The 21,162-nt window shown below is 52.8% G+C and carries 23 protein-coding genes and 2 tRNA genes; 7 read left to right on the forward strand and 18 right to left on the reverse strand.

The genetic code is table 11. The annotated features are described in order from the left end of the window. Nucleotides 1–34: 34 nt before the first annotated feature. The 3 genes from nagZ to D467_RS0109145 all read right to left on the reverse strand — a co-directional run bounded on the left by nagZ (nt 35) and on the right by D467_RS0109145 (nt 2,299). Entirely contained in the window at nt 35–1,039 is a 1,005-nt protein-coding gene (gene nagZ / locus D467_RS0109135; protein ID WP_018917208.1) for a beta-N-acetylhexosaminidase, read from the reverse strand. Between the two features lie 62 nt (nt 1,040–1,101). Beyond that, nucleotides 1,102–1,644 (reverse strand): L,D-transpeptidase, encoded by a 543-nt coding sequence (locus tag D467_RS0109140; RefSeq protein ID WP_018917209.1) that lies wholly within the window; start codon nt 1,642–1,644, stop codon nt 1,102–1,104. Further along, complete coding sequence (locus D467_RS0109145; RefSeq protein WP_018917210.1) at nt 1,622–2,299, reverse strand: TetR/AcrR family transcriptional regulator; 678 nt, start codon at nt 2,297–2,299, stop codon at nt 1,622–1,624. Before D467_RS0109145 ends, D467_RS0109140 begins: the two co-directional genes overlap by 23 nt. 317 nt (nt 2,300–2,616) lie before the next feature. Between D467_RS0109145 and lexA the strand changes: the two genes are divergently transcribed. Continuing rightward, nucleotides 2,617–3,291, forward strand: a complete 675-nt coding sequence (gene lexA / locus D467_RS0109150; protein ID WP_018917211.1) for a transcriptional repressor LexA — start codon at nt 2,617–2,619, stop codon at nt 3,289–3,291. Nucleotides 3,292–3,466: 175 nt separating this feature from the next. Here lexA and purU read toward each other — a convergent pair whose 3' ends face one another. Next, nucleotides 3,467–4,321, reverse strand: a complete 855-nt coding sequence (purU, locus tag D467_RS0109155; RefSeq protein WP_018917212.1) for a formyltetrahydrofolate deformylase — start codon at nt 4,319–4,321, stop codon at nt 3,467–3,469. A 336-nt stretch (nt 4,322–4,657) separates the two neighbouring features. On the opposite strand from purU, the gene D467_RS0109160 reads away from it, so the two are divergent. Continuing rightward, on the forward strand, nt 4,658–6,235 hold the full coding sequence (locus D467_RS0109160; protein ID WP_026285692.1) for a ribonuclease J: 1,578 nt from the start codon (nt 4,658–4,660) through the stop codon (nt 6,233–6,235). A 53-nt stretch (nt 6,236–6,288) separates the two neighbouring features. Here D467_RS0109160 and moaE read toward each other — a convergent pair whose 3' ends face one another. The 10 genes from moaE to D467_RS0109210 form a co-directional block, all read right to left on the reverse strand. Next, nucleotides 6,289–6,744 (reverse strand): molybdopterin synthase catalytic subunit MoaE, encoded by a 456-nt coding sequence (moaE, locus tag D467_RS0109165; protein WP_018917214.1) that lies wholly within the window; start codon nt 6,742–6,744, stop codon nt 6,289–6,291. 3 nt (nt 6,745–6,747) lie between these two features. Continuing rightward, nucleotides 6,748–7,548, reverse strand: coding sequence for a cyclic pyranopterin monophosphate synthase MoaC (gene moaC / locus D467_RS0109170; protein WP_018917215.1), 801 nt, complete (start codon nt 7,546–7,548; stop codon nt 6,748–6,750). A 29-nt stretch (nt 7,549–7,577) separates the two neighbouring features. After that, a complete protein-coding gene (gene mobB, locus D467_RS0109175; protein WP_018917216.1) occupies nt 7,578–8,126 on the reverse strand; it encodes a molybdopterin-guanine dinucleotide biosynthesis protein B in 549 nt (182 codons plus the stop codon). A 41-nt stretch (nt 8,127–8,167) separates the two neighbouring features. After that, on the reverse strand, nt 8,168–9,400 hold the full coding sequence (locus D467_RS0109180; RefSeq protein ID WP_018917217.1) for a uracil-xanthine permease family protein: 1,233 nt from the start codon (nt 9,398–9,400) through the stop codon (nt 8,168–8,170). Nucleotides 9,401–9,505: 105 nt separating this feature from the next. Then, nucleotides 9,506–10,135 (reverse strand): uracil phosphoribosyltransferase, encoded by a 630-nt coding sequence (upp, locus tag D467_RS0109185; protein WP_018917218.1) that lies wholly within the window; start codon nt 10,133–10,135, stop codon nt 9,506–9,508. A gap of 97 nt (nt 10,136–10,232) precedes the next feature. Further along, nucleotides 10,233–10,916 carry a uracil-DNA glycosylase gene (ung, locus tag D467_RS0109190; protein ID WP_018917219.1) on the reverse strand — a complete coding sequence of 228 codons (684 nt, stop codon included), beginning with the start codon at nt 10,914–10,916 and terminating at the stop codon, nt 10,233–10,235. After that, nucleotides 10,909–11,397, reverse strand: coding sequence for a xanthine phosphoribosyltransferase (gpt, locus tag D467_RS0109195; protein ID WP_018917220.1), 489 nt, complete (start codon nt 11,395–11,397; stop codon nt 10,909–10,911). Before gpt ends, ung begins: the two co-directional genes overlap by 8 nt. Nucleotides 11,398–11,405: 8 nt before the next feature. Then, nucleotides 11,406–11,951: an adenine phosphoribosyltransferase gene (locus D467_RS0109200; RefSeq protein ID WP_018917221.1), complete on the reverse strand. Its 546-nt coding sequence runs from the start codon at nt 11,949–11,951 to the stop codon at nt 11,406–11,408. Between the two features lie 38 nt (nt 11,952–11,989). Next, nucleotides 11,990–13,288: an NCS2 family permease gene (locus D467_RS0109205; RefSeq protein WP_018917222.1), complete on the reverse strand. Its 1,299-nt coding sequence runs from the start codon at nt 13,286–13,288 to the stop codon at nt 11,990–11,992. Between the two features lie 198 nt (nt 13,289–13,486). Beyond that, a complete protein-coding gene (locus tag D467_RS0109210; protein WP_018917223.1) occupies nt 13,487–14,113 on the reverse strand; it encodes a riboflavin synthase in 627 nt (208 codons plus the stop codon). 468 nt (nt 14,114–14,581) lie between these two features. Here D467_RS0109210 and D467_RS0109215 point away from each other — a divergent pair, with 468 nt between their 5' ends. The 4 genes from D467_RS0109215 to msrC all read left to right on the forward strand — a co-directional run bounded on the left by D467_RS0109215 (nt 14,582) and on the right by msrC (nt 17,690). Beyond that, nucleotides 14,582–15,625: a methionine ABC transporter ATP-binding protein gene (locus tag D467_RS0109215; protein WP_018917224.1), complete on the forward strand. Its 1,044-nt coding sequence runs from the start codon at nt 14,582–14,584 to the stop codon at nt 15,623–15,625. Beyond that, complete coding sequence (locus D467_RS0109220) at nt 15,606–16,259, forward strand: methionine ABC transporter permease (protein ID WP_018917225.1); 654 nt, start codon at nt 15,606–15,608, stop codon at nt 16,257–16,259. Before D467_RS0109215 ends, D467_RS0109220 begins: the two co-directional genes overlap by 20 nt. 104 nt (nt 16,260–16,363) lie before the next feature. After that, the gene (locus D467_RS0109225; RefSeq protein WP_018917226.1) at nt 16,364–17,155 is read left to right on the forward strand and encodes a MetQ/NlpA family ABC transporter substrate-binding protein; all 792 of its coding nucleotides are present in this window, start codon (nt 16,364–16,366) and stop codon (nt 17,153–17,155) included. A 67-nt stretch (nt 17,156–17,222) separates the two neighbouring features. Next, nucleotides 17,223–17,690 (forward strand): free L-methionine (R)-S-oxide reductase MsrC, encoded by a 468-nt coding sequence (gene msrC / locus D467_RS0109230; protein WP_018917227.1) that lies wholly within the window; start codon nt 17,223–17,225, stop codon nt 17,688–17,690. On the opposite strand, the gene D467_RS0109235 is transcribed toward msrC, so the two are convergent. From D467_RS0109235 to D467_RS0109245, 3 genes are all read right to left on the reverse strand, one after another. After that, entirely contained in the window at nt 17,687–17,962 is a 276-nt protein-coding gene (locus tag D467_RS0109235) for a hypothetical protein (protein ID WP_018917228.1), read from the reverse strand. The two genes, msrC and D467_RS0109235, sit on opposite strands and share 4 nt — an antisense overlap. 293 nt (nt 17,963–18,255) lie before the next feature. Then, nucleotides 18,256–18,332: transfer RNA gene (locus tag D467_RS0109240), tRNA-Val, on the reverse strand. A 19-nt stretch (nt 18,333–18,351) separates the two neighbouring features. Then, nucleotides 18,352–18,428, reverse strand: a tRNA-Val gene (locus D467_RS0109245). Nucleotides 18,429–18,608: 180 nt separating this feature from the next. Here D467_RS0109245 and D467_RS0109250 point away from each other — a divergent pair. Then, nucleotides 18,609–19,682 carry an endonuclease/exonuclease/phosphatase family protein gene (locus D467_RS0109250; RefSeq protein WP_018917229.1) on the forward strand — a complete coding sequence of 358 codons (1,074 nt, stop codon included), beginning with the start codon at nt 18,609–18,611 and terminating at the stop codon, nt 19,680–19,682. Nucleotides 19,683–19,724: 42 nt separating this feature from the next. Here D467_RS0109250 and D467_RS0109255 read toward each other — a convergent pair whose 3' ends face one another. Beyond that, entirely contained in the window at nt 19,725–21,101 is a 1,377-nt protein-coding gene (locus D467_RS0109255; RefSeq protein ID WP_018917230.1) for a lyase family protein, read from the reverse strand. Nucleotides 21,102–21,162: the final 61 nt, after the last annotated feature.

The raw sequence follows: 21,162 nt of genomic DNA on the forward strand, positions 1-21,162 counted from the left end.
AACGTAGCAGTGTTACGAAAAAAATCAGGCGGGATTAAAGCGCTTCAAGCTTGGCATGCGCCCGTCGCCAGCGCCCCAGCGCGGTCAGCGCATCCAGGTCTGGGCGTGCACGCCCATAGCGCAGTTTTGCAGGGCGCTTATTGGCAACCCCCTGGCAGGCATCTATCACATCCAGGGCGGCGGCGCGGTCGTTACATACCAACAACATGTCGCAACCAGCCGCGAGGGCAGCGGCAGCACGCTCACGTGGCTCGCCCGCTTCATGAGCGCCCGCCATACTTAAATCATCCGAAAAAATGCAGCCTTTAAAGCCCAGTGATTCGCGCAGCATACCCAACCAGCTGGGCGAAAAACCCGCCGGGCGCGTATCAAACGCTCGATAAATCACATGCGCGGGCATGATGCCATCAAGCTGAGGGGCAAGCCGTTCAAAGGGGACAAGGTCGCGTTGCTTAATCGTCTCCATTGAACGCTCATCGACAGGCAAGGCAACGTGGGAATCTGCAGCTACGCCGCCGTGGCCAGGAAAATGCTTACCTACCGCCGCCATACCTGCCTGGTGCAAGCCTTCCACAAAGGCCGCGCCTAGTTGAGCTACGTGGTGAGGGTCACCACTAAAGCTTCGATCGCCAATCACGCTGGAAATACCGCTATCCACATCCAGTACCGGCGCAAAACTGATATCCAGCCCGCATGCGGCCATTTCCATACCCAGCAGCCAGCCCGCATCAATGGCAAGCAAGGTGCCTTCTTCGGGGTCCTGAACATAGCGCTCACCAATGCGGGCCATGGCTGGCAGCCGGGTAAGCCCCTTTTTAATGCGTTGAACGCGGCCTCCCTCTTGGTCTACCGCCAGCAGCAGATCACCGCGCACGCGCCGGATATCACTGCACAGCTTGCGCACCTGGTAGGCGTCTTCCACATTACGGGCAAACAGAATGACACCACCAACGGCGGGTTCAAGCAGTAAGCGCTTTTCAGCGCTGTTCAATCGCGGCCCTTCCAGGTCGAGCATGACCGGGCCAATAGGTTGAGTCATTATCATGGATCCAACAAAAGGGCCGGTGATTTTAGACGATCAACGCTCAGAGTCAAAAAACCTTATCCCACACACTGCGACCGACCGCTACCATGCAGCCATACGGGGGTGCCAGGTAACGCGCGTTCAAAGACTTTCAGCAGGTCCTGATTACGCAAGCGTATACAGCCATGGGAGGCCGGCGTTCCCATCGGCTGATCGGGTGGCGTACCGTGCAAATAGATATAACGGCGCTGGGAATCGACCGAGCCTGCGCGGTTGAATCCTCGCTCCAGCCCGCACAGCCATAAAATGCGTGTCAAAATCCAGTCACGCGTTGGGTTTGCTTCGGCCAGCTGCGTTGAAAACACCTCGCCGGTAAAACGTCGGCCTCTAAATACCGCGTCGACCGGCTGGTCCTTGCCAATCGCCGCTCGCACATAGTGCCAACCATGCGGCGTTTGGCCGCTCCCTTCCTGTTGGCCTACCCCGGCTTTACCCGACGATATTTCGCACTCAAAGCACACCGTTCGTCCCTGCCACCAACGCAACTGCTGTGTGTCGGTATCAATCTCGATCCAGCCAGTTTCGCTGGGCGGCAGTTCAGCTAGCGTTGGTGTTCGCATAATGACCCTCTTCTACAGCCGGGGGTAATGGTGCGTTCATGGCGGCGACGACCACTGGCCGCAGTCGACGTACCAGATCACGAACGGTGACCTGCTCTTGATAATCCTTGGCGGCGATATCACGCAGAGCGTCCAGACCCGACAAGGTAAAGATGACGGTACCCAGCATAAAGTGTAGCCGCCAGAAGCGTTCTGAATCTGGCAGATCCGGGGTGGCCTGGCGGACCAGTTCAGTAAAGCGCGCGAACACCTCGCCATACTGCTCTTGAATATGTCGCCGTAAATGCCCTTGAGCCTGGCTATAGGCCAGCCCAAGCAAGCGCATAAACACTTTTAGACTATTGCGCTCAGCGGGCACTGCCAGCACCGTAGTAGCCATGGTTTCAAGCAGTTCTTCCAGCGGAATATGGCTATCGACATAGCGGGCTTCAAGCTCGTCTAGCGCAGTATGAAAGCGCTGAGTGAAGGGATCCAGGTAGCGTGAGAAGACCGCCTGAATCAAGGCTTTTTTAGAGCCAAAGTGATAGTTGACGGCCGCTAAATTGACCCGGGCTTTGCTAGTGATGTTGCGCAGCGACGTTTCAGCAAAACCACGCTCTGCAAACAGCACCTCAGCGGTATCAAGAATACGCGACACCGTATCAGATTGTGCCATTTCGGCCTCCAGAAAAACGAGTGTTTAAAACATGCCGAAATAGTATGCCATAACCCTAACAGGCTCAATCCTAGATACGAGAAGCTCCTGTAATCGATGAGAAAACTCATTAAAATTAATTCAAACATCGTATCGCTTATTTAGGGGTTGCTGACGTTTGTACTTAACCATTAGTAAAATGCCAGCAGGCCCTTGTCTAACCTCAACTAAGCGCTATTTTTATCCATATACTGGACAGAGGAACATACTGTATACTTAAACACATATTGTTCAAGCAGGCAGATACCGACTGTCTTTTATCGTTTATGGAGTTTGGTATGTCTCGACCACTCACAGCACGTCAACAGCATGTTTTTGATTTTATCGTAAAGACCATGGGTGAATTTGGATATCCACCCACTCGCGCAGAAATTGCCAAAGCGCTGGGGTTTAAATCGCCCAATGCCGCTGAAGAGCATTTGCGCGCGCTTGAGCGCAAGGGTGTAATCCGTATTATTCGTAACACCTCGCGCGGGATTCGCCTGCCTAATCAGGATGTTCAGGAAGTGAGCGATTCGCCTGCTCCTGTGGCAGCTAATAGCGACCTTCCGCCGGCCGGCTTGCCCGTTATTGGCGAAGTCGCCGCGGGTAGCCCCATTCTGGCGGCTGAACACATCGATCGTTACTGCCCGCTGCCAGCAGAGTATTTCACGCCCAAAGCCGACTACCTGCTGCGCGTGCGCGGTTTATCGATGAAAGATGTTGGCATTCTTGAAGGCGACTTGCTGGCAGTGCATCGCACTGACCGCGTACGCGACGGGCAAATCGTTGTCGCGCGTCTGGAAGATGAGGTTACCGTGAAGCGCTTTAAGCGTCAGGGCCATCAGGTAACGTTAATGGCCGAAAACGCTGACTTTGCCCCTATCGAAATCGACTTGCGCACCCAGGCGCTGGATATTGAAGGAGTTGGGGTGGGCGTTATCCGGGGTGGCAACGGTCAAGCCCTCGGCTAATGTACCGCTTGTGGTGAGTTGGCGGCAGAGCATCGTGTTAAAAACATAATTTCTTAAGAACATAATTTCTTAAGAACATAGCGTATTGAGAATACAGCGTCTTGATAGCTTTCAAACGGGTGGCCACTTCCATGGCCACCCGCTTTTTTGGTGGCTTACACGCAACTACGAGCGTTTAGCTGAATACCACCGTCTTATTACCGTGAATCAATACGCGGTCTTCCAGGTGCCAGCGCAGGCCACGTGCCAGCACGGCTTTTTCCACATCACGGCCAAAACGAACCAGATCAGTGGGCGTATGGCAATGGCTCACGCGATGGATATCCTGCTCGATAATCGGCCCCGCATCCAGCTCCTCGGTCACATAGTGACAGGTCGCGCCAATCAGTTTTACACCGCGCTCATAGGCCTGATGATAAGGCTTGGCACCCGCAAAAGAGGGCAGGAAACTGTGGTGAATATTGATCACCTGACCGGCATACCGCTCGCATAGTGAGGGCGGCAGAATCTGCATATAACGTGCCAGCACGATGCAATCCGCACGCGCATGATCGATATGCTCTTGCACTTGGGCAAACGACGCTTCCTTATTGTTCGGATCAACCGGCACATGGTGATAAGGAATACCGTACCATTCGGCGATTGAACGCATGTCTTCGTGATTGGAGATCACACCGGCAATATCGCAATCCAGCTCACCCGCCTGCCAGCGATACAGCAGATCCACCAGGCAGTGGGACTCACGCGAGACCATCAGCACCACCCGACGGCGTTTCTGGGTATCGACCAGCGACCACTGCATAGAAAACTCTTGAGCGATTGGCTCAAAGGCACTGCGCAACGTTTCGGCGGACATACCCAGTGAATCGGCCAATATTTCGTAACGCATAAAAAACCGGCCCGTTTGCAAGTCAGAGTGTTGGCTGGCTTCGGTAATCGAACCGCCCTGCTGAGCTATAAAACTGGATACACGGGCAACAATGCCTACCTGATCAGGGCAGGAAACGACTAAACGATAATAGTGAGACATACGGGATACTCTTGACAACCTGCGAAATACTTCTGACGTAAAGCAGTAGATAGTTCAATGGATAACGCAAAGGATAATGCAAAAGGCAGTGCAACGGCGCAGCGAACACACCTATAACCGCTCCGCCAATAAGATCGCCTAGTGTACCGGAACACCTTTCGCGAAGCACCGATATCAAATGCTCTGGTCATTGTTAGCCGCCCCTGCCTTCCCGTATAGTTAAGACATTACTTTTTAGGCTTTTCATAACTGATGCATCCACCACGCGTTCAACTTCGTCCCCGCCGTCGCCCTCCTCTGCGCCTACTGCCGCTGGGTGGGTGTGGTGAAATTGGCATGAATCTAACGCTATATGGATACGACGATCATTGGATCGCGGTCGACTGCGGCATGATGATTCGCCAGGATCTGCCCAATTCGCCGCTTCAAGTGCCCAATCTGGATACCCCGGAGGCACTGGGTATTACTCCCCAGGCGCTATTTATCACCCATGGCCACGAAGACCATATTGGCGCGGTTGCCTGGCTATGGCCCAAATGGAACTGCCCAATTTATGCCACGCCGCTAGCCGCGGGCCTGTTACGCTTAAAATTCGCCGAACACCAGTTAAGCAGTACGGCCATCAAGGTAATCGAGCCCGGCGAAGCAATGGAAAGCATGCCGTTCTCGGTACGCTACATGCCTCTGACCCATTCGATTCCTGAAAGCTGCGCGCTGATGATACTGATTGGCGGCTACCGAGTACTGCATACCGGTGACTGGAAGCTGGACCCTAACCCTATTATTGGTGATCCCATTAATGCGGCCCATTTTCGGGCGCTCGCTCCGGTTGATTTAGTGGTTGGAGATTCAACCAACGCCCCTCTGCCGGGCCACTCGGGCAGTGAAGGCGATGTGGCTAAAGCGCTGGCTAAAACCTTGGGTGAGTGCAAGGGGCGCGTGGTGGTTTCCTGTTTTGCAAGCAACCTAGCGCGAGTATTAGCCATTGGCCGGGCGGCGCATCAGTGTGGACGCCGAATTAGTTTAATGGGTCGTTCCATGGAGCGGATGGTGGGCATTGCACGAGGCCTTGGCTATATGGATGACTTGCCAGCCCTCGTTCCATCGCATGATCTTGGCTATTTACCTCCAGATGAAGTGGTCATTATCGCTACAGGCAGCCAAGGTGAACCGCGTGCAGCCCTGCAAAGGCTTGCTCAAGGGCGCCATCCGTTTATTGACCTTGAGCCCGGCGATAACGTTATTTTCTCCGCCAAAGCCATTCCGGGTAACGAACGCCCTATTGAGCAGCTAAAGCGGCGTCTAAAGCAGTTAGGTGTGACGATTTTTGATGAGATAAATCACCCGGAGCTGCATGCTACCGGACATCCGGCGCAGGAAGAACTAACCAAGTTTTATCAGTGGGTACGGCCAAAACATCTTATTCCGGTACACGGTGAGGCTCGTCATCAGCAGGCGCATCAGGCCATTGCCCAAGCCCTCGATATTAGCGCGCCTTTAGCGCCCGTGAATGGCGACATTATCGTGCTGGATGGTCAGGGACTCCGCTGTGAAGCCCGCCACCCACAACCACCCTGCATCGTTAATCAAAATAGCGTTGTGCCGCATCCAGGTTTGGAAAACGCTAAAGCCACGGCCCGCCGAGGAAGTTTGTATCTTGCACTACCGGTCACGGCAAGTGAGACAGGCTGGTGGCGTATAGGCCGCCTGATGCTGGATACCAGCAGCGCAAGCCCCCTGGATGAAGATAGCTTTAGTGAATGGCTGGACGACCAGCTTGAGGATATTGAAGCCGATACGCTGGCTGACCTGCGCTTTGCACTCCAGCCACGCTTGATTCATTGGCTGGCAGAACATATGCAGCATATGCCTGAGGTACATCTGCAAATTATGGCTGCCGAAGCGCCGCTATGAACTTAAGCCCTGCTCATGGGCTGAAAGCTGATTTTCAAAGCGCTAAATCTGAGCTACGTCCAGCGAGCCGCATCCTGGGTATCTGTGGTGCGCTCTTTTACCCAGTATTCGCCTTGTCCCGAGTGCTCTTTCTTCCAGAATGGCGCCTGGGTTTTTAAAAAATCCATTATAAAATCGCACGCTTCAAACGCCTCGCGGCGATGGGCGCTGGCAACTAGCACGCGTACGATCGGGTCGCCTGGCGTGAGATACCCAACGCGATGAACGATGTACACGGCCTGCAGCGACCAACGCTGCCAGGCCTGCTCACCAATACTTTCCAGCGTTCGCTCTGTCATGCCCGGATAGTGTTCAAGGGTCAACCCCGTCACATCGGGGGTTTCATTGAAATCACGCACCAAGCCGGTAAAACTCACGACAGCGCCAATGTCGGTACGCTGTGCCAGCACTTGCTCATAGCCATCCGCTAACGCAAATGGCGTAGCCTGAACATACACCCGGATATTCATGATCTAGCCTCCGGTCACCGGTGGAAAAAACGCCACCTCATCCTCGTTGGTAATACGCGCACTGTCGTTGGCCATGACCTGGTTAATCGCGCATAGCGTACGCTGGTCGGCAAGCACGCTAAAGCGCGGATCACGCTGGCTTAGCGCAGCTTTTAAGCCGGCAATATCGCAGCTGGGCACTTGCTCCAGATCGAGCACGATATCACTCACGCCTACACGCTCACGCAGTTCGGCCAAGAACTTCACCCGAACGCAGGGCGATGCACAGCGCTCTCCCAAGGTCACCTCTCCCGTCGCCCCTTCACCTGTCACGATAGGCATCGCTGGGCGAGCATCACGCTGATAATCTCCCCGCACGCCGCCGTGTTTGCTTTCCAGCTGGACTGCATCGATGCGCATATCCTTATCGACGGCTTTGCACATGTCATAAAGGGTCAAACACGCAACCGATACCGCGGTCAGCGCCTCCATCTCAACGCCGGTACGCCCATTCAAACGGCAAAGCGCCGTCACGTTGACGCAGCTGCCCTCCTGGTCAATCTCAAATTCTATCGATACTTTGGAAAGCGCCAGCGAGTGGCAAAGCGGAATCAGCTCATGGGTACGCTTGGCGGCCTGAATGCCGGCAATGCGTGCGGTAGCAATAACATCGCCTTTGGGAAGCTCGCCGTCACTTAACAGCTTGAGCGTTTCAGGCTGCATGATAATCCGCCCCGAGGCGACTGCCTCACGGCGCGTTTCACGCTTGTCACCAACATCGACCATATTAGCCTCACCACGCGTATTGAGGTGGGTTAGCTGCATGTTTTCACCTATCGTTTGACGCTATCGTTTTAAGCTGGGCTGTTGAGTTGGGTGCTCGCCCAGGCAAGCACCCAGCGGGTAATCGCATCAAGATCATTCAGGTCTAACTGAGCCACTGACGGGCTAAGCTCAATCGGAGCCTCTGTGTCGAGCGCAACGGCTTGCACCGTCACATCAGCGAGAATTGATGCCTCTCCAATACCTGCACGATACAGCACAAGCTTGGGAATGGGCCACGCTTTAAACCCTTCCACGATGACCAGATCCGGCTGGTGGTGCGCCATCATCGCCAATAATGCGTTCAGGTCAGGCTCCTCCTGGTCGGGCGTTTCCTGCATCAGTGCAAAGCGTTGGCGTGATGCGATCAACATAGGCGATGCCCCGGCACTGCGCAGCCGGTAGCTATCTTTGCCGGGCTTATCGATATCAAAGTCATGATGGGCGTGTTTGATAACGCCCACATTCAGCCCTGCCTCGCGTAATCGCGGCAGCAATTGCGTAAGTAGCGTGGTTTTACCTGTGCCACTCCAGGCGGCAATGCCTAGCACAGGAAACGTCGTGGTTATTTTGCCTACCATTCTACCCGCACTCCTTTTAACAGGGTTTAGCGTAGCGCCGCTTACTCACCTTCCCGCTCGCGGGGTAGCAGCCAATTTAACGCAATACCCACAAGCGCGGCCAGGCTAACGCCCTGTAGCGTGAATTGGCCTTCGCCAAACTGCATGCCGCCAATACCGAAAACCAAAATCAAGGAGACCACCACCAGATTACGTGGCGCCGTTAACGACTGCCCGGCACGTACCAGCGTATTCATTCCCACCACGGCGATTGAGCCAAACAGCAGTGTCATGATACCGCCCATCACGGGGCCAGGGATGGTTTGCAAAAGCGCCCCCAGCTTGGCCACAAACGCCAGTACGATGGCAAGTACGGCTGCCACAATCATATAGGTAGGGTTAAAGGCACGGGTTAGCGTTACCGCTCCGGTCACTTCGGAATACGTTGTATTGGGTGGCCCGCCAAACAGCGCCGCGACTGTCGTCGCCAAACCATCGCCTAATAACGTGCGATGCAGGCCCGGTTTTTCCAGATAGTTTTTCCGCGTTACCGAGCCAATCGCGACCATATCACCGATATGTTCGACCGCAGGCGCAATGGCGACAGGAATCATGAATAAAATGGCCGCCCAATGAAAACTGGGCGCGGTAAAGCTGGGTAGCGCCAGCCAGGCCGCTTCGCGAACCGGGGTGAAATCGACGACTCCCATAATCAACGCCAGCGTATAACCGGTAAAAATCCCTCCCATAATGGGCACCAGGCGTAACAGGCCACGGCCGAAGACCGCCAAGACCAAGGTGACCAGCAGACTAGCCATCGATAAGAAAATGGCTTGTCCATAGCTGATGTTATCGCTGGTTTCACCGGTTGCCATGCTTACCGCGACAGGCGCCAGCGCCAAGCCAATCACCATGATGACCGGCCCAACCACGACAGCAGGCAGTAAGCGGTTAAGCCAGCCGACACCGCGCAGACGCACGGCCTGAGAAATGGCGACATACACCAAGCCTGCCACCATTAACCCGCCCATGGTGGCCGATACCCCAAAGCTTGCAATGGAGCCCTGTATCGGCGCGATAAAGGCAAACGAGGAGGCCAGAAATACCGGCACCGTCTTTTTCGTGACCGCGTGAAATACCAACGTACCCACACCGGCAGTGAAGAGCGCGACGCTTGGATCCAGCCCGGTTAATAGCGGCACTAACACCAACGCGCCAAAGGCGACAAACAGCATTTGCGCACCGGTCAGCAGTACCTTTGGCCATGACTCTGGCTGACTGACAGCATCACTCATCACACAACTCCTAAGGATTTGTTATTCATATTGAGGGGGCAAAAATTGAGAAGGCAAAAAAATGCCCCTAGCGCGAAGCGCAAGGGGCAATATCAGACGGAGCGCTTAGCGCGTTCCAAAAATCTTGTCTCCGGCATCTCCCAAGCCCGGAACGATATAGCCGTTTTCATCCAACCGGTCGTCTACCGACGCAGTATAAATTTCAACATCGGGATAAGCCTCCTGCACCCGTTTGATCCCTTCTGGTGCCGCGACAAGAACAATCACTTTCATATGCTCGCAGCCACGCTCGCGCAGCATATCAAGCGTTGCGACCATCGAGCCGCCAGTTGCCAGCATCGGATCAATGACCAGTGCCATACGCTCTTCAATATCGTTGGCGAATTTCGCAAAGTAAGGAACCGGCTGCAGAGTCTCTTCGTCACGATAAAGGCCCACAACGCTGACACGCGCGCTGGGAATCAGATCCGTCACGCCTTCAAGCATACCTAGACCGGCGCGCAGAATAGGCACTACGGTGACCTTTTTACCTTTAAGGCGGCGCGTGGCGATAGGTTCGCCATTCCAACCTTGAATCTCATGGTCTTCAAGCTCCAGCCCTTTGGTCGCCTCATAGGTCAAGAGCTTGGCCACTTCACCTGCCAGTTCACGAAAGCTCTTAGTGCTTAAATCAACTTCGCGCATCAGTCCCAGCTTATGTTGAACAAGCGGATGGTTAATGGCGTAGACACTCATGGGGCTTCCTCACTGCAGGGATATCAGGATGGCGACGTACGTCGCATCTTCAGGCATACAAAATTGCGCGCCATTCTACCTGTATCTGACCATCAGGTTAAGCGCTTTCGGGCAGTTGCCAGTCAATAGGCGAACGCCCCTGCTCTATCAGGAACTGATTCGCTTGAGAAAACTGGTGATTGCCAAAAAAGCCACGATGGGCAGACAGCGGCGAAGGATGGGGCGACTCCAATACCAAATGGCGCTGCTGATCGATTAGCGCTTTTTTCTGGCGCGCATGGCTGCCCCACAATAAAAACACGCACGGCGGAGCATGCTGACTTACCGTTTCGATTGCTCGATCCGTAAATTGCTCCCAGCCTTTTCCCCGGTGAGATGCGGCATTACCCTGCTCAACGGTCAAGGCCGTGTTTAACAGCAGCACGCCCTGGGTAGCCCAGCTAACCAGGCTGCCATGGCGTACCGGCTTAAAGCCTACATCGCTTGCCAACTCTTTATAAATATTGACAAGTGACGGGGGGATTTTCACCCCCGACTGAACGGAAAAGCTTAATCCATGCGCCTGGTTAGGCCCGTGATAGGGGTCCTGACCGAGGATAACGACTTTTACATCTTTCAATGGAGTCAGCTCAAACGCCCGAAACCAATTGGAAGAGTGGGGATAAATAACTTTTTTAGCCGTTTTCTCTTGGGCCAAAAACTGTTTCAAAGCCTTCATATAGTCGGCTTGAAACTCATCACCGAGCCATTGGCCCCAGTCGTTCGTCAGTGGATTAGTCATAATTCCTTTTTACTTGGTCAACAAGTGGCTCTACATACGCAACGCCCATATCCCAAGGGAACTGAATCCAGCATTGCTGAGCCACTTCAGTGAGATATTGGTCCACTAAAGGACGCCCTTCTGGCTTAGCATAGATAGTCACAAAATGGGCTTTCGGCATCATTTCACGCACTGCACGCGCGGTTTTGCCGGTATCCACCAAGTCATCGACCAACAGCCAACCTTCGCCGTCATGGTCAACGCCCTTCATGATATTCAGGCCGCCTTGATCCATATGGTCATAGCTTTTAATACAGATCGTATCAATCAGGCGCACGTTCAATTCGCGGGCAATGAGTGCCGCTGGAATCAATCCACCCCGGGTGATCGCTACAATGCCTTTGAAGTCCCGCTCGATCATCTGATGACAAAGCTGGCGCACATCGCGGTGCAACTGGTCCCAGGAAATGGTGAAATGCTGGTGATAGCGTTCGCTGCTCATGAGAGGCGTTACTCGTCTTCGTTGAAAGAACATACCGCGAATACGCTAAAACCAGCATCGCGAATTTTCTGAGAACCGCCCAACTCGGGTAGGTCAATAATAGTGGCGGTTTCTACTACCTGCCCGCCAGAGCGCTGAATAAGGTTGGCGGCGGCCAACATGGTGCCACCGGTGGCAATCAGGTCATCCATCAGTAGGATCCGGTCGCCTTCCTGAAAAGCGTCAGAATGTAGTTCTACTTCAGAATGACCGTATTCCAGCTTGTAGGTTTCACTGATCGTTTTAAAAGGCAGTTTGCCTTTTTTGCGAACCGGTACAAAGCTACAGCCCAGCTCATAGGCAAGCGGCGCACCAATAATGAAACCACGCGCATCAACCGCCGCGATGGCATCTAGGTTCATTTCCTGATAGCGATGCACAAAACTGTCGATCAATTTGCGAAACGCCGCACTGTTTTGTAGCAACGGAGTGATATCACGAAAGTTCACCCCCTGCTCAGGCCAATCAGGAACGGTGCGAATAACCGACTTAATGTAGTCGCCGTAGATGCTCATCGCGTCTCTCATAGATTAATAATAAGTAGCCTGGGCATTTAACCCAAGAATAGAAACTTCGCTGCAAACAGCAATGCAAGAATCACAACGGCCGGGTTCAGGTCACTAAACCGGCCAGACAGCGCTTTAATACTTACAAAACTTATAAACCCTAAGGCAATACCGTCAGCAATAGAGAACGTGAGCGGCATTGCCAGTGCAGCAATCAGTACCGGTGCTGCATCGGTCGGATCTTCCCAGTTCGCATGGGCCAAACTGCCGGCCATAAGAACCGCCACATACAATAGCGCGCCTGCCGTGGCATACGCGGGAATGGAGCCCGCCAGAGGCGCAAAGAAAAGGCTGATTAAAAACAGCACGCCAACCACTACAGCGGTTAACCCGGTTCGTCCACCAGAGGCGATACCCGCGGTTGATTCGATATAGCTGGTGGTGGTCGAGGTGCCCAGCGCCGCCCCTGCCATGGACGCGGTACTATCCGCCATCATGGCACGCCCAATACGCGGCAATTTACCATCTTTATCCAGCAGCTTGCCCCGGTGAGCAACGCCCACCAGCGTGCCGGATGTATCAAACAGATCCACGAACAAAAACGCGAAGATAACGCTGAGCATCGCCACATCCAATGCGCCCATCAAATCCATCGCCATAAAGGTAGGCGCGATAGACGGCGGCATTGACATCAACCCTGCATACTCATTGTGACCCAACAGCATCGCTGTCAGAGTAATACCCAGGATACCAATCAACACTGCACCTTTGACCCTCAGGTAAGACAGAGCAGTGATCACAAAAAAGCCTAGCAGGGCATATAAAGGCGCAGGCTGTGAAAGATCGCCCATTGAGACAAAGGTCGCTGGGTTAGCGACCACAATGCCGGAGTTTTTAAGCGCAATCATGGCCAGGAAAAGACCAATCCCCGCCGCGATCCCTAAACGCAGCGACATGGGAATGGAGTTAATGATCCACTCGCGAATCTTAAAAATACTCAGCAAGAAAAAGGTCAGGCCCGAAAAGAAGACCGCGCCCAGTGCGGCTTCCCAGGTGTAGCCCATGCCCAGTACCACGCCATAGGTGAAAAAGGCGTTAAGCCCCATGCCGGGTGCCTGAGCGATGGGGTAATTAGCCCAAAACCCCATTACGAAGCAGCCAATCGCCGCCGCCAAGCAGGTCGCCACAAAGACAGCACCATAGTCCATGCCCGCTTCTGACAAAATGCTGGGGTTCACGAATATGATATAGGCCATGGTTAGGAACGTTGTGATCCCGGCAACAACCTCCGTCTTCACATTCGTGTTCAGCTCGGTCAGATTGAAATAGTTATCCAGAAGTTTCATGAATGTTTTTATCCTTCGCGCAAACGCAAAATGCGTCCCCTTGGAGCGAGAAAAGCCGCACATGTTACCGAAAGGTACCGTGTGATGCGAGTACCAAACGCGCAGCCAGTTGAGGCGGAAGAGCCTCCGCCAGTAATAACGCTAGCAATCTTCAGGCCATCAACTAACCAATCGGTCAGTTAGCTTGGTTCCAAATCGTTATGGGCGCTTAGCCAACACACGCTCAACGGTTTCAACAATGACCTGGGTTTGCGGGTCAATCTCAATATTGACGTCATCACCAGGCAGACGCTCGCTGAGCATCGTGCGAGAAAGCGTTTCCGGAATCAGATTAACGCTGAACTCAATACCGCTGTCGTCTGATGCACGACGTACATCCCCAACCGTTAAGCTAATACCATCCACCCCGATATAGCCTTTCTCAAAAACGAAGCGGCCAATCGTGTCAGGTAAGGCAAACCATAGCCGACGATTATTAGGTGCTTCCTCAATGGCCACTACGTTTGCCATGCAAATAATGTGGCCAGACATGGAGTGTCCACCAATCTCATCACCAAACCGGGCGGCACGCTCAATATTGACGCCTCCTCCCGGTGCAAGTGCACCAAGATTAGTCAATCGCAGGGTTTCCCGCATCAAGTCGAAACTAACGTTATCACCGTTAATCCCGGTAACGGTGAGGCACACCCCGTTATGGGCCACTGAGGCACCAATTTCCAATCCCTCGCGCATGGCCGCAGGCATAGCCACTACATGGGTTCGAAACTCGTCAAGCTCATGCACCTCTACTACGGTCGCGATACCCTGCACGATGCCGGTAAACATAATGAATCCTCTAGTACGTCATCTTGAAAGCGCTTATTCAAACATGAATTAACAAAGGCGCAAGTTTACGCTCCTGAAGAGAATAATGCGCTTATCGCGCGGCTAATAAGCCTAAGAATATATGGCTCGCTCTGGCGATAATTATCAGCTTTGATTGAGCTATGAAAAGTTAAATACACCAAAACAGTGGCTAAATTTGCCAAATACTTCTGACGAAGCGACGCCCAACGTAAAACCAGCCGGTTTCAATTGACAACTTGGGGGCTGCTCTTTAGACTTTTGGCCCATGTAATGACGCCGATTTGTACCCATATTGCGGGCGTCCACCAAATCAATGATTTGGTGAAGTGCAGCTAAAAGGGTGTGTCCAGCGTTGATGGCCACCCGTAAGGGTGGCCTTTTTTTTATATCCCGCCCTACGCTTGCTCCCTCGCACTCCGTCTAAGGCCTCCCATTAAGGCAGACGCTATGATTGAACTTAGTAACGTTAGTAAAACCTATGGCAGCGGCGACAGTGCCGTTCATGCTCTGAGCGATGTTAATTTATGTGTGCCCAAAGGCACTATCCATGGCGTTATCGGCTTATCCGGTGCGGGCAAGTCAACGCTAATTCGCTGCGTGAACCTTCTTGAGCGCCCTACCCAAGGCAGCGTCACGGTAGATGGCCAGGAAATGACCCGCTTGAGCGGCGGCGCCCTGAACCAGGCGCGTCATCGCATTGGCATGATTTTCCAGCATTTCAACTTACTGACCACGCGTAACGTGTTTGATAACGTTGCCCTGCCGCTTGAACTGATGGGTGAAAAGCGCAGCGCCATTCAAAGCCGCGTACTGCCATTACTTGAAATGGTAGGGCTGGCTGATAAAGCCAAACAGTATCCTGCTCAGCTCTCGGGCGGCCAAAAGCAGCGCGTTGCTATCGCTCGCGCCCTGGCCAGCAAGCCCAACGTCCTGCTGTGCGATGAAGCAACGTCAGCGCTCGACCCGCAAACCACCGGCTCCATTCTTGAGCTTCTGCGCGATATCAACCAGCAGTTGGGTATCACTATTTTATTGATCACCCATGAAATGGAAGTGGTTAAGTCAATTTGCCACCGAGTGAGCCTTATCTCTAACGGCAAACTGGTGGAAGATGCGGAAGTCGGCGACTTCTTTACCGCGCCACGCACCCAGCTGGGTCGTGAGTTCCTGAACGATTTTCTTCAACTCAGCCCGCCCAAGGAGCTTATTGAGCGCTTGAGCGCAACGCCAAACGAGGCCACTCATCCTGTGGTGCGCCTGACGTTCTCGGGCGATGCCGTTTCGACACCGCTTATTTCGCGCCTGGCGCGTGAATGCAATGTAGATGTCAGCATTCTACAGGCCAAGGTGGAGTCCATTCAGGACCGTACCTTAGGGCTTATGATTGCGGAACTACTCGGCACCACCGAGCAGACGCAAAAAGCGATGAATTATCTTCAGTCTCACCAGTTAGAAGTCGAGGTACTTGGTTATGTCCAGCGCAATGTTTGACCTTATTTTACAGGCCACGCTGGATACGCTGTATATGGTGGCTATCTCCGGCGTCATTTCGACGCTGCTCGGCCTACCGTTAGGCGTATTGCTGTACGTAACGCGCCCACGCCAAATTCTAGCCCAGCCGGTGCTTAATCAGACGTTAAGCATTATTACCAATATTGGCCGCTCGATTCCCTTCATTATATTGATGGTAGCCATCATCCCCTTCACGCGCATGCTGGTGGGCACCTCTATAGGGATCAATGCCGCGTCGGTTCCACTGACCATTGCGGCCATTCCTTTTGTGGCGCGCCTGATAGAAGGTGCGCTTAATGAGGTATCCCCAGGCTTGGTTGAATCTGCGCAATCCATGGGCGCAACCCCTTGGCAAATTATTCGCAAGGTGCTTATCCCGGAGGCGCGGGGCGGCATTATTACGGGCCTTACCATTACCCTGGTAACGCTTGTCAGCTACTCGGCAATGGCGGGCGCGGTCGGTGGCGGCGGCCTGGGAGATCTAGGCATCCGCTACGGATATAACCGCTTTAATCCGACTATCATGCTGATTACCGTGGTTATTTTGGTAGTCCTAGTGCAAGGCTTTCAAAGCCTGGGTGACTACCTGGTGCGTAAAAGCGATCGTAAATAATGATAGCCATTGCCTATACGGACTTATAACAAAAAAACATTAGAATTATTTTTCTTATTCCAGCATTATCAAACCATGATGACAAAACGCATTAGGAGACTTACATGCAAAAACTGATAATTGGTAGCCTGACAGCCTTGGCACTGGCAGTAAACGTTGCAAATGCAGAAACCCGTACGATCAAGATGGGCACCGTTGCTGGCCCTGAAACCGAAGTCATGGAAGTAGCGGCGCGTATTGCTAAAGAAGAATACGACCTTAATGTCGAAATTATCGAATTTACCGATTACGTAACGCCCAATGTGGCGCTAGCAGACGGCAGCCTTGATGCCAATGCTTACCAGCACGCACCCTACCTGAATGCGATGGTTAACGATCGCGGCTATGATCTTGCCGTTGCGGGCTATACCTTTGTTTACCCGATTGGTGCTTATTCAGAAAAATTCGATAGCATTGAAGATTTGCCCGACGGTGCGCAGATTGCACTGCCCAATGACCCGTCCAACGAAGGTCGCGCGCTGATTTTGATGCATAACGAAGGCCTGATCACGCTGAACGATCCGGAAAACCTGGAAGCCACGCCAATCGATATCGCCGAGAATCCGCGCAACTTCCGCTTCCGTGAAATTGAGGCCGCCCAGCTTCCCCGCGTACTGCGCGATGTGGATATGGCGTTTATTAATAACACCTTCGCCCAGCCCGCAGGCTTGAAGCTTGACGATGCCCTGATCAAAGAAGGCCCTGAATCACCCTATGTGAACCTTATTGCCGTACGCGGTGGTGATGAAGAGCGTGAGGACATTCGCCAACTGGTTGATGCCTATCAGCGCGATGAAGTAGCGGCTAAAGCCGAAGAGCTGTTTAAAGGCGCTGCCGTACCGGGCTGGACTGAATAACCCCTTTAGAAAGCACTTGTTCAGGCCGACCTTAGCGTCGGCCTGATGCGTTTATGACGAGATGATGATGCCGACCACTGATTACGCACTACTCAACCGCCAGCTTGAAGCCCTGCTTGATACACGCGATTGGCTTACCAATAGCGCGCAAACCTGCGCTTTTATTCAGCAGGAAGTGCCTAACCTGAACTGGGTGGGGTTCTATCTTCAGCGCCAACCTGAGGTCTTGGGACTCGGGCCTTTTCAGGGCAAACCGGCCTGCCACCCGATCCCTTTTAGTAAAGGCGTATGCGGAGCCGCAGCGCGCCAGCAGAAAACACAGCGGGTCGATGATGTTCACGCCGTCGCAGACCATATTGCCTGCGACGCGGACTCTCGCTCCGAACTGGTGATTCCTGTCGTTCTTGAAGGCTACTTGTGGGGCGTTCTAGACCTGGATAGCCCATTACCTGCCCGCTTTACTGAAGACGACCAGGCTGGAATCGAAGCACTAATAGCTACTTTTCAGCGCCAAACGGATCTGTCGCCCCATTAATGATAAGTATGCAGGTGGATGGTGCAGTAAGCGCGAAAAATAACGTCGCTCATAGATAGATCAGAGCGGCGGCGCGCTTTTCTAAGTGTATGGTTGAATATTTCTTCTGCCTTATAGCGACTCAACCCTAGCTCTTGGGCCGTATGGAAATATTCATCCAGCTCCGCACTCTCAACGCCATCACGCATTAGCGACGGTTTGTTTGATGACTTGAGGCCTGATTTTAAGCCACCCAAAGCAGAGGCCCAGCTGGGCATTAAATTAAGGTACATAGCTTCATCCTTGAATTATGTTCATAGGTAAAATAGTTCATCACAGCGCGAATTCCAGTACAACTTCGTACTAATTTCTATACGCGTATTATACATTATACAGCATGACGTTATCGTGACAGGCGCCATCTCACGCACGTAACTACCCCTTGCCAGGCATCCTCATCACCAGACGCTAAGTCTGATGATGAGGATGCCTGAATCAAATTGCTGCGCGAAATAAACGGATACGGTATGAAAACAACGCTAAACGAACAAAAACCCCGCGCTTAAAAAGCACGGGGCTAACAATTTGGTAGGACCAGGCGGATTTGAACCGCCGACCTCCACGATGTCAACGTGGCGCTCTAACCAACTGAGCTATGGTCCTGAAAAATGGGTTGCAAGAATGGTAGGACCAGGCGGATTTGAACCGCCGACCTCCACGATGTCAACGTGGCGCTCTAACCAACTGAGCTATGGTCCTGTCGTGCAACGGATGCGTATTCTACTTATTTATCACGGTATTGCAAGAAACTTTTTTCTTATGCAATAACCAGATTTACGCTGTATATCTCGATAAAATCATGGCTTGATAGCGTGTTTAATATTTATAAACAACTAATAAAATTAATTTTAGTTACCTTACTCACTAGGAAGACCAAATATGCTTGCTCCACTGATTACGTGCCTTGCACTGTTGCCCTTACTGGCGACAATGGTCGCACGCGTACCACTGCGCTGGTGGTGGATACGGTGTTTTGAATTTCCTCGCGTGCAAATAGCGCTCCTCTCACTCCTCTGCGGTCTAATGGCATTAGTGTTTTTAGAACCCAGCGATTGGCGCTCAGCCGCCTGGATTATCGTTCTTATTACGGTGGGCTTGCAGGGTCGCTATATTTTACCCTGGACACGCCTTTGGCGCGTTCAAGTTAAAACAGCTGCTAAAGAAACCTCCCGTACTCGCCACATTACGCTCTTAATTGCCAATGTCTTGACTCCCAACCGGCACGTTGAGGGGTTGATAGAAATGATTCAACAGCATCAGCCGGATATCATTTTAACCCTGGAATCAGATCAGTGGTGGCAGGATCAGCTAGATCCCAAACTCGATGAAAAATGGCCCTATAGCGTTAAAGTACCGCTCGACAATCTCTATGGCATGCACCTTTATTCACGCCTCCCGCTGGAAAACACCTCGGTTAAATGGCTAATTCAGGAAGATATTCCTTCCATTCATACCATGGTAACGCTTGAAAATGGCGACTCTATTCGTCTGTATGGCGTTCACCCCCGCCCCCCTGCCCCGGCGGAAAGTGAAAAATCGTTATGGCGGGATGCCGAGCTCTTATGGGTGGGCCAAGAAGTCCACAAAAAACCTCAGCCTACGCTAGTGGCGGGTGATCTTAACGATGTGGCTTGGTCAAGAACCACGCAGTTATTCTGCCGTATTAGCGGTATGCTCGACCCGCGGCGGGGCCGCGGTATGTTTAGTACCTTTCACGCCAAGAATCGACTGTTGCGCTGGCCGCTTGACCATATTTTCGTGACCAACCATTTCACGCTGGTAAACATGCAGCGGCTGGGAGCGTTTGGATCTGACCACTTCCCTATCCTGGCAACCTTTTGCTACCAGCCTTCGCGGCAGGCTGAGCAGGAGAAGCCTCAAGCAGACAACGAAGAGCGCAAAGAGGCCAGCGAAACCATACAACAGGGTAAAACAGAAAAACAGAAAACCTGAGTCCCACTGGCGATCTAAAAGGGGTTACTTCTTCTCGATAATCTATTCAGGAATACCACCCTGGGTCAGCACCGTTGGGTCTAACAATCTTTCCAACGTTTCCCGATCCAGGTCGGTTTGCTCTTCCGCCACATCAATAATCGGACGCCCTGCCTGGTAGGCTTTTTTAGCGATGGCGGCCGCCGCGTTATAGCCAATCACACTGTTGAGCGCCGTCACCAAAATAGGGTTACGCGCCAGAGGCCCCTGCAGGTTGTCCTCCCGCACCTTAAACGTTGCAATTGCCCGGTCCGCAAGCAGCCGTGAGGTATTGCTCATCAAGGTAATGGAGGTCAGCAGATTGGTCGCCACCAGCGGCAGCATGACATTTAGCTGGAAGTTGCCGCTCTGGCCCGCCACTGTAATGGCCGTATCAAGGCCAATGACCTGAGCCGCCGCTTGGGCAGCCGATTCTGGGATCACAGGGTTGACCTTGCCCGGCATGATCGAGCTTCCCGGCTGCAGCGCTTCAAGCTCTATTTCACCCAAGCCTGCTAAAGGACCTGAATTCATCCAGCGCAGATCATTGGCAATTTTCATGATGACGCAGGCCAAGCCCTTTAATTGGCCGGAAAGCTCAACGGCCGCATCCTGGGAGGAGAGGCTGGCAAAAAAGCTATCGTTAGGGGCAAAGCTTAATCCGGTTTGCTCACTTAGCTCCTTGGCAATCTGATCGGCAAAGCCTTCCGGCGCATTAATACCGGTACCCACTGCCGTTCCGCCCTGCGCTAAACGACACAGACGACTCATCGCGCTATCAAAACGCTCAATGGCTTGGCCTAACTGGCTTGACCATGCCCCAAGCTCCTGGTCCATACGCAGCGGCATGGCATCCATCAAATGCGTACGCCCTGTTTTAACAACATGCTTAAGTTCGCTCGCGCGCTGATCAATACACGCTTTTAAATGCTCAAGCGCAGGCCGTAGCGACTCATTCACGGCAACTGCCGCTGAAACATGAATAGCCGTCGGGATCACATCGTTGCTTGACTGCCCCATATTCACGTGATCATTAGGTGTTACTTCAACACCTTCACGGCTTGCCAGGGTAGCCAACACTTCATTGACGTTCATATTGGTCGATGTGCCTGACCCCGTTTGAAATACGTCAATCGGGAACTGATCGTCGTGTTCACCATTAATCACTGCCTGTGCAGCTTTTTGGATGGCGCTCGATCTAGCCTCATCTAACAAACCTAATTGCTGATTAGTGCGCGCGGCGGCTAGTTTAATGCGCGCCACAGCGTGTACAAAGGCCGCAGGCATAGGTGAGTGGGAAACGGGAAAGTTATTGATAGCCCGCTGTGTTTGGGCTCCATAAAGGGCATTAGCCGGTACTTCAAGCTCACCCATGCTGTCGCGTTCGGTACGAGTATCCATTATTTATGCTCCTTTTTAAATAGTAATCAATCTTATTTACAGCTGATCACGTCGGCAAGTC

It is taken from the genome of Vreelandella zhanjiangensis DSM 21076, assembly GCF_000377665.1.
GTDB lineage: Bacteria > Pseudomonadota > Gammaproteobacteria > Pseudomonadales > Halomonadaceae > Vreelandella > Vreelandella zhanjiangensis.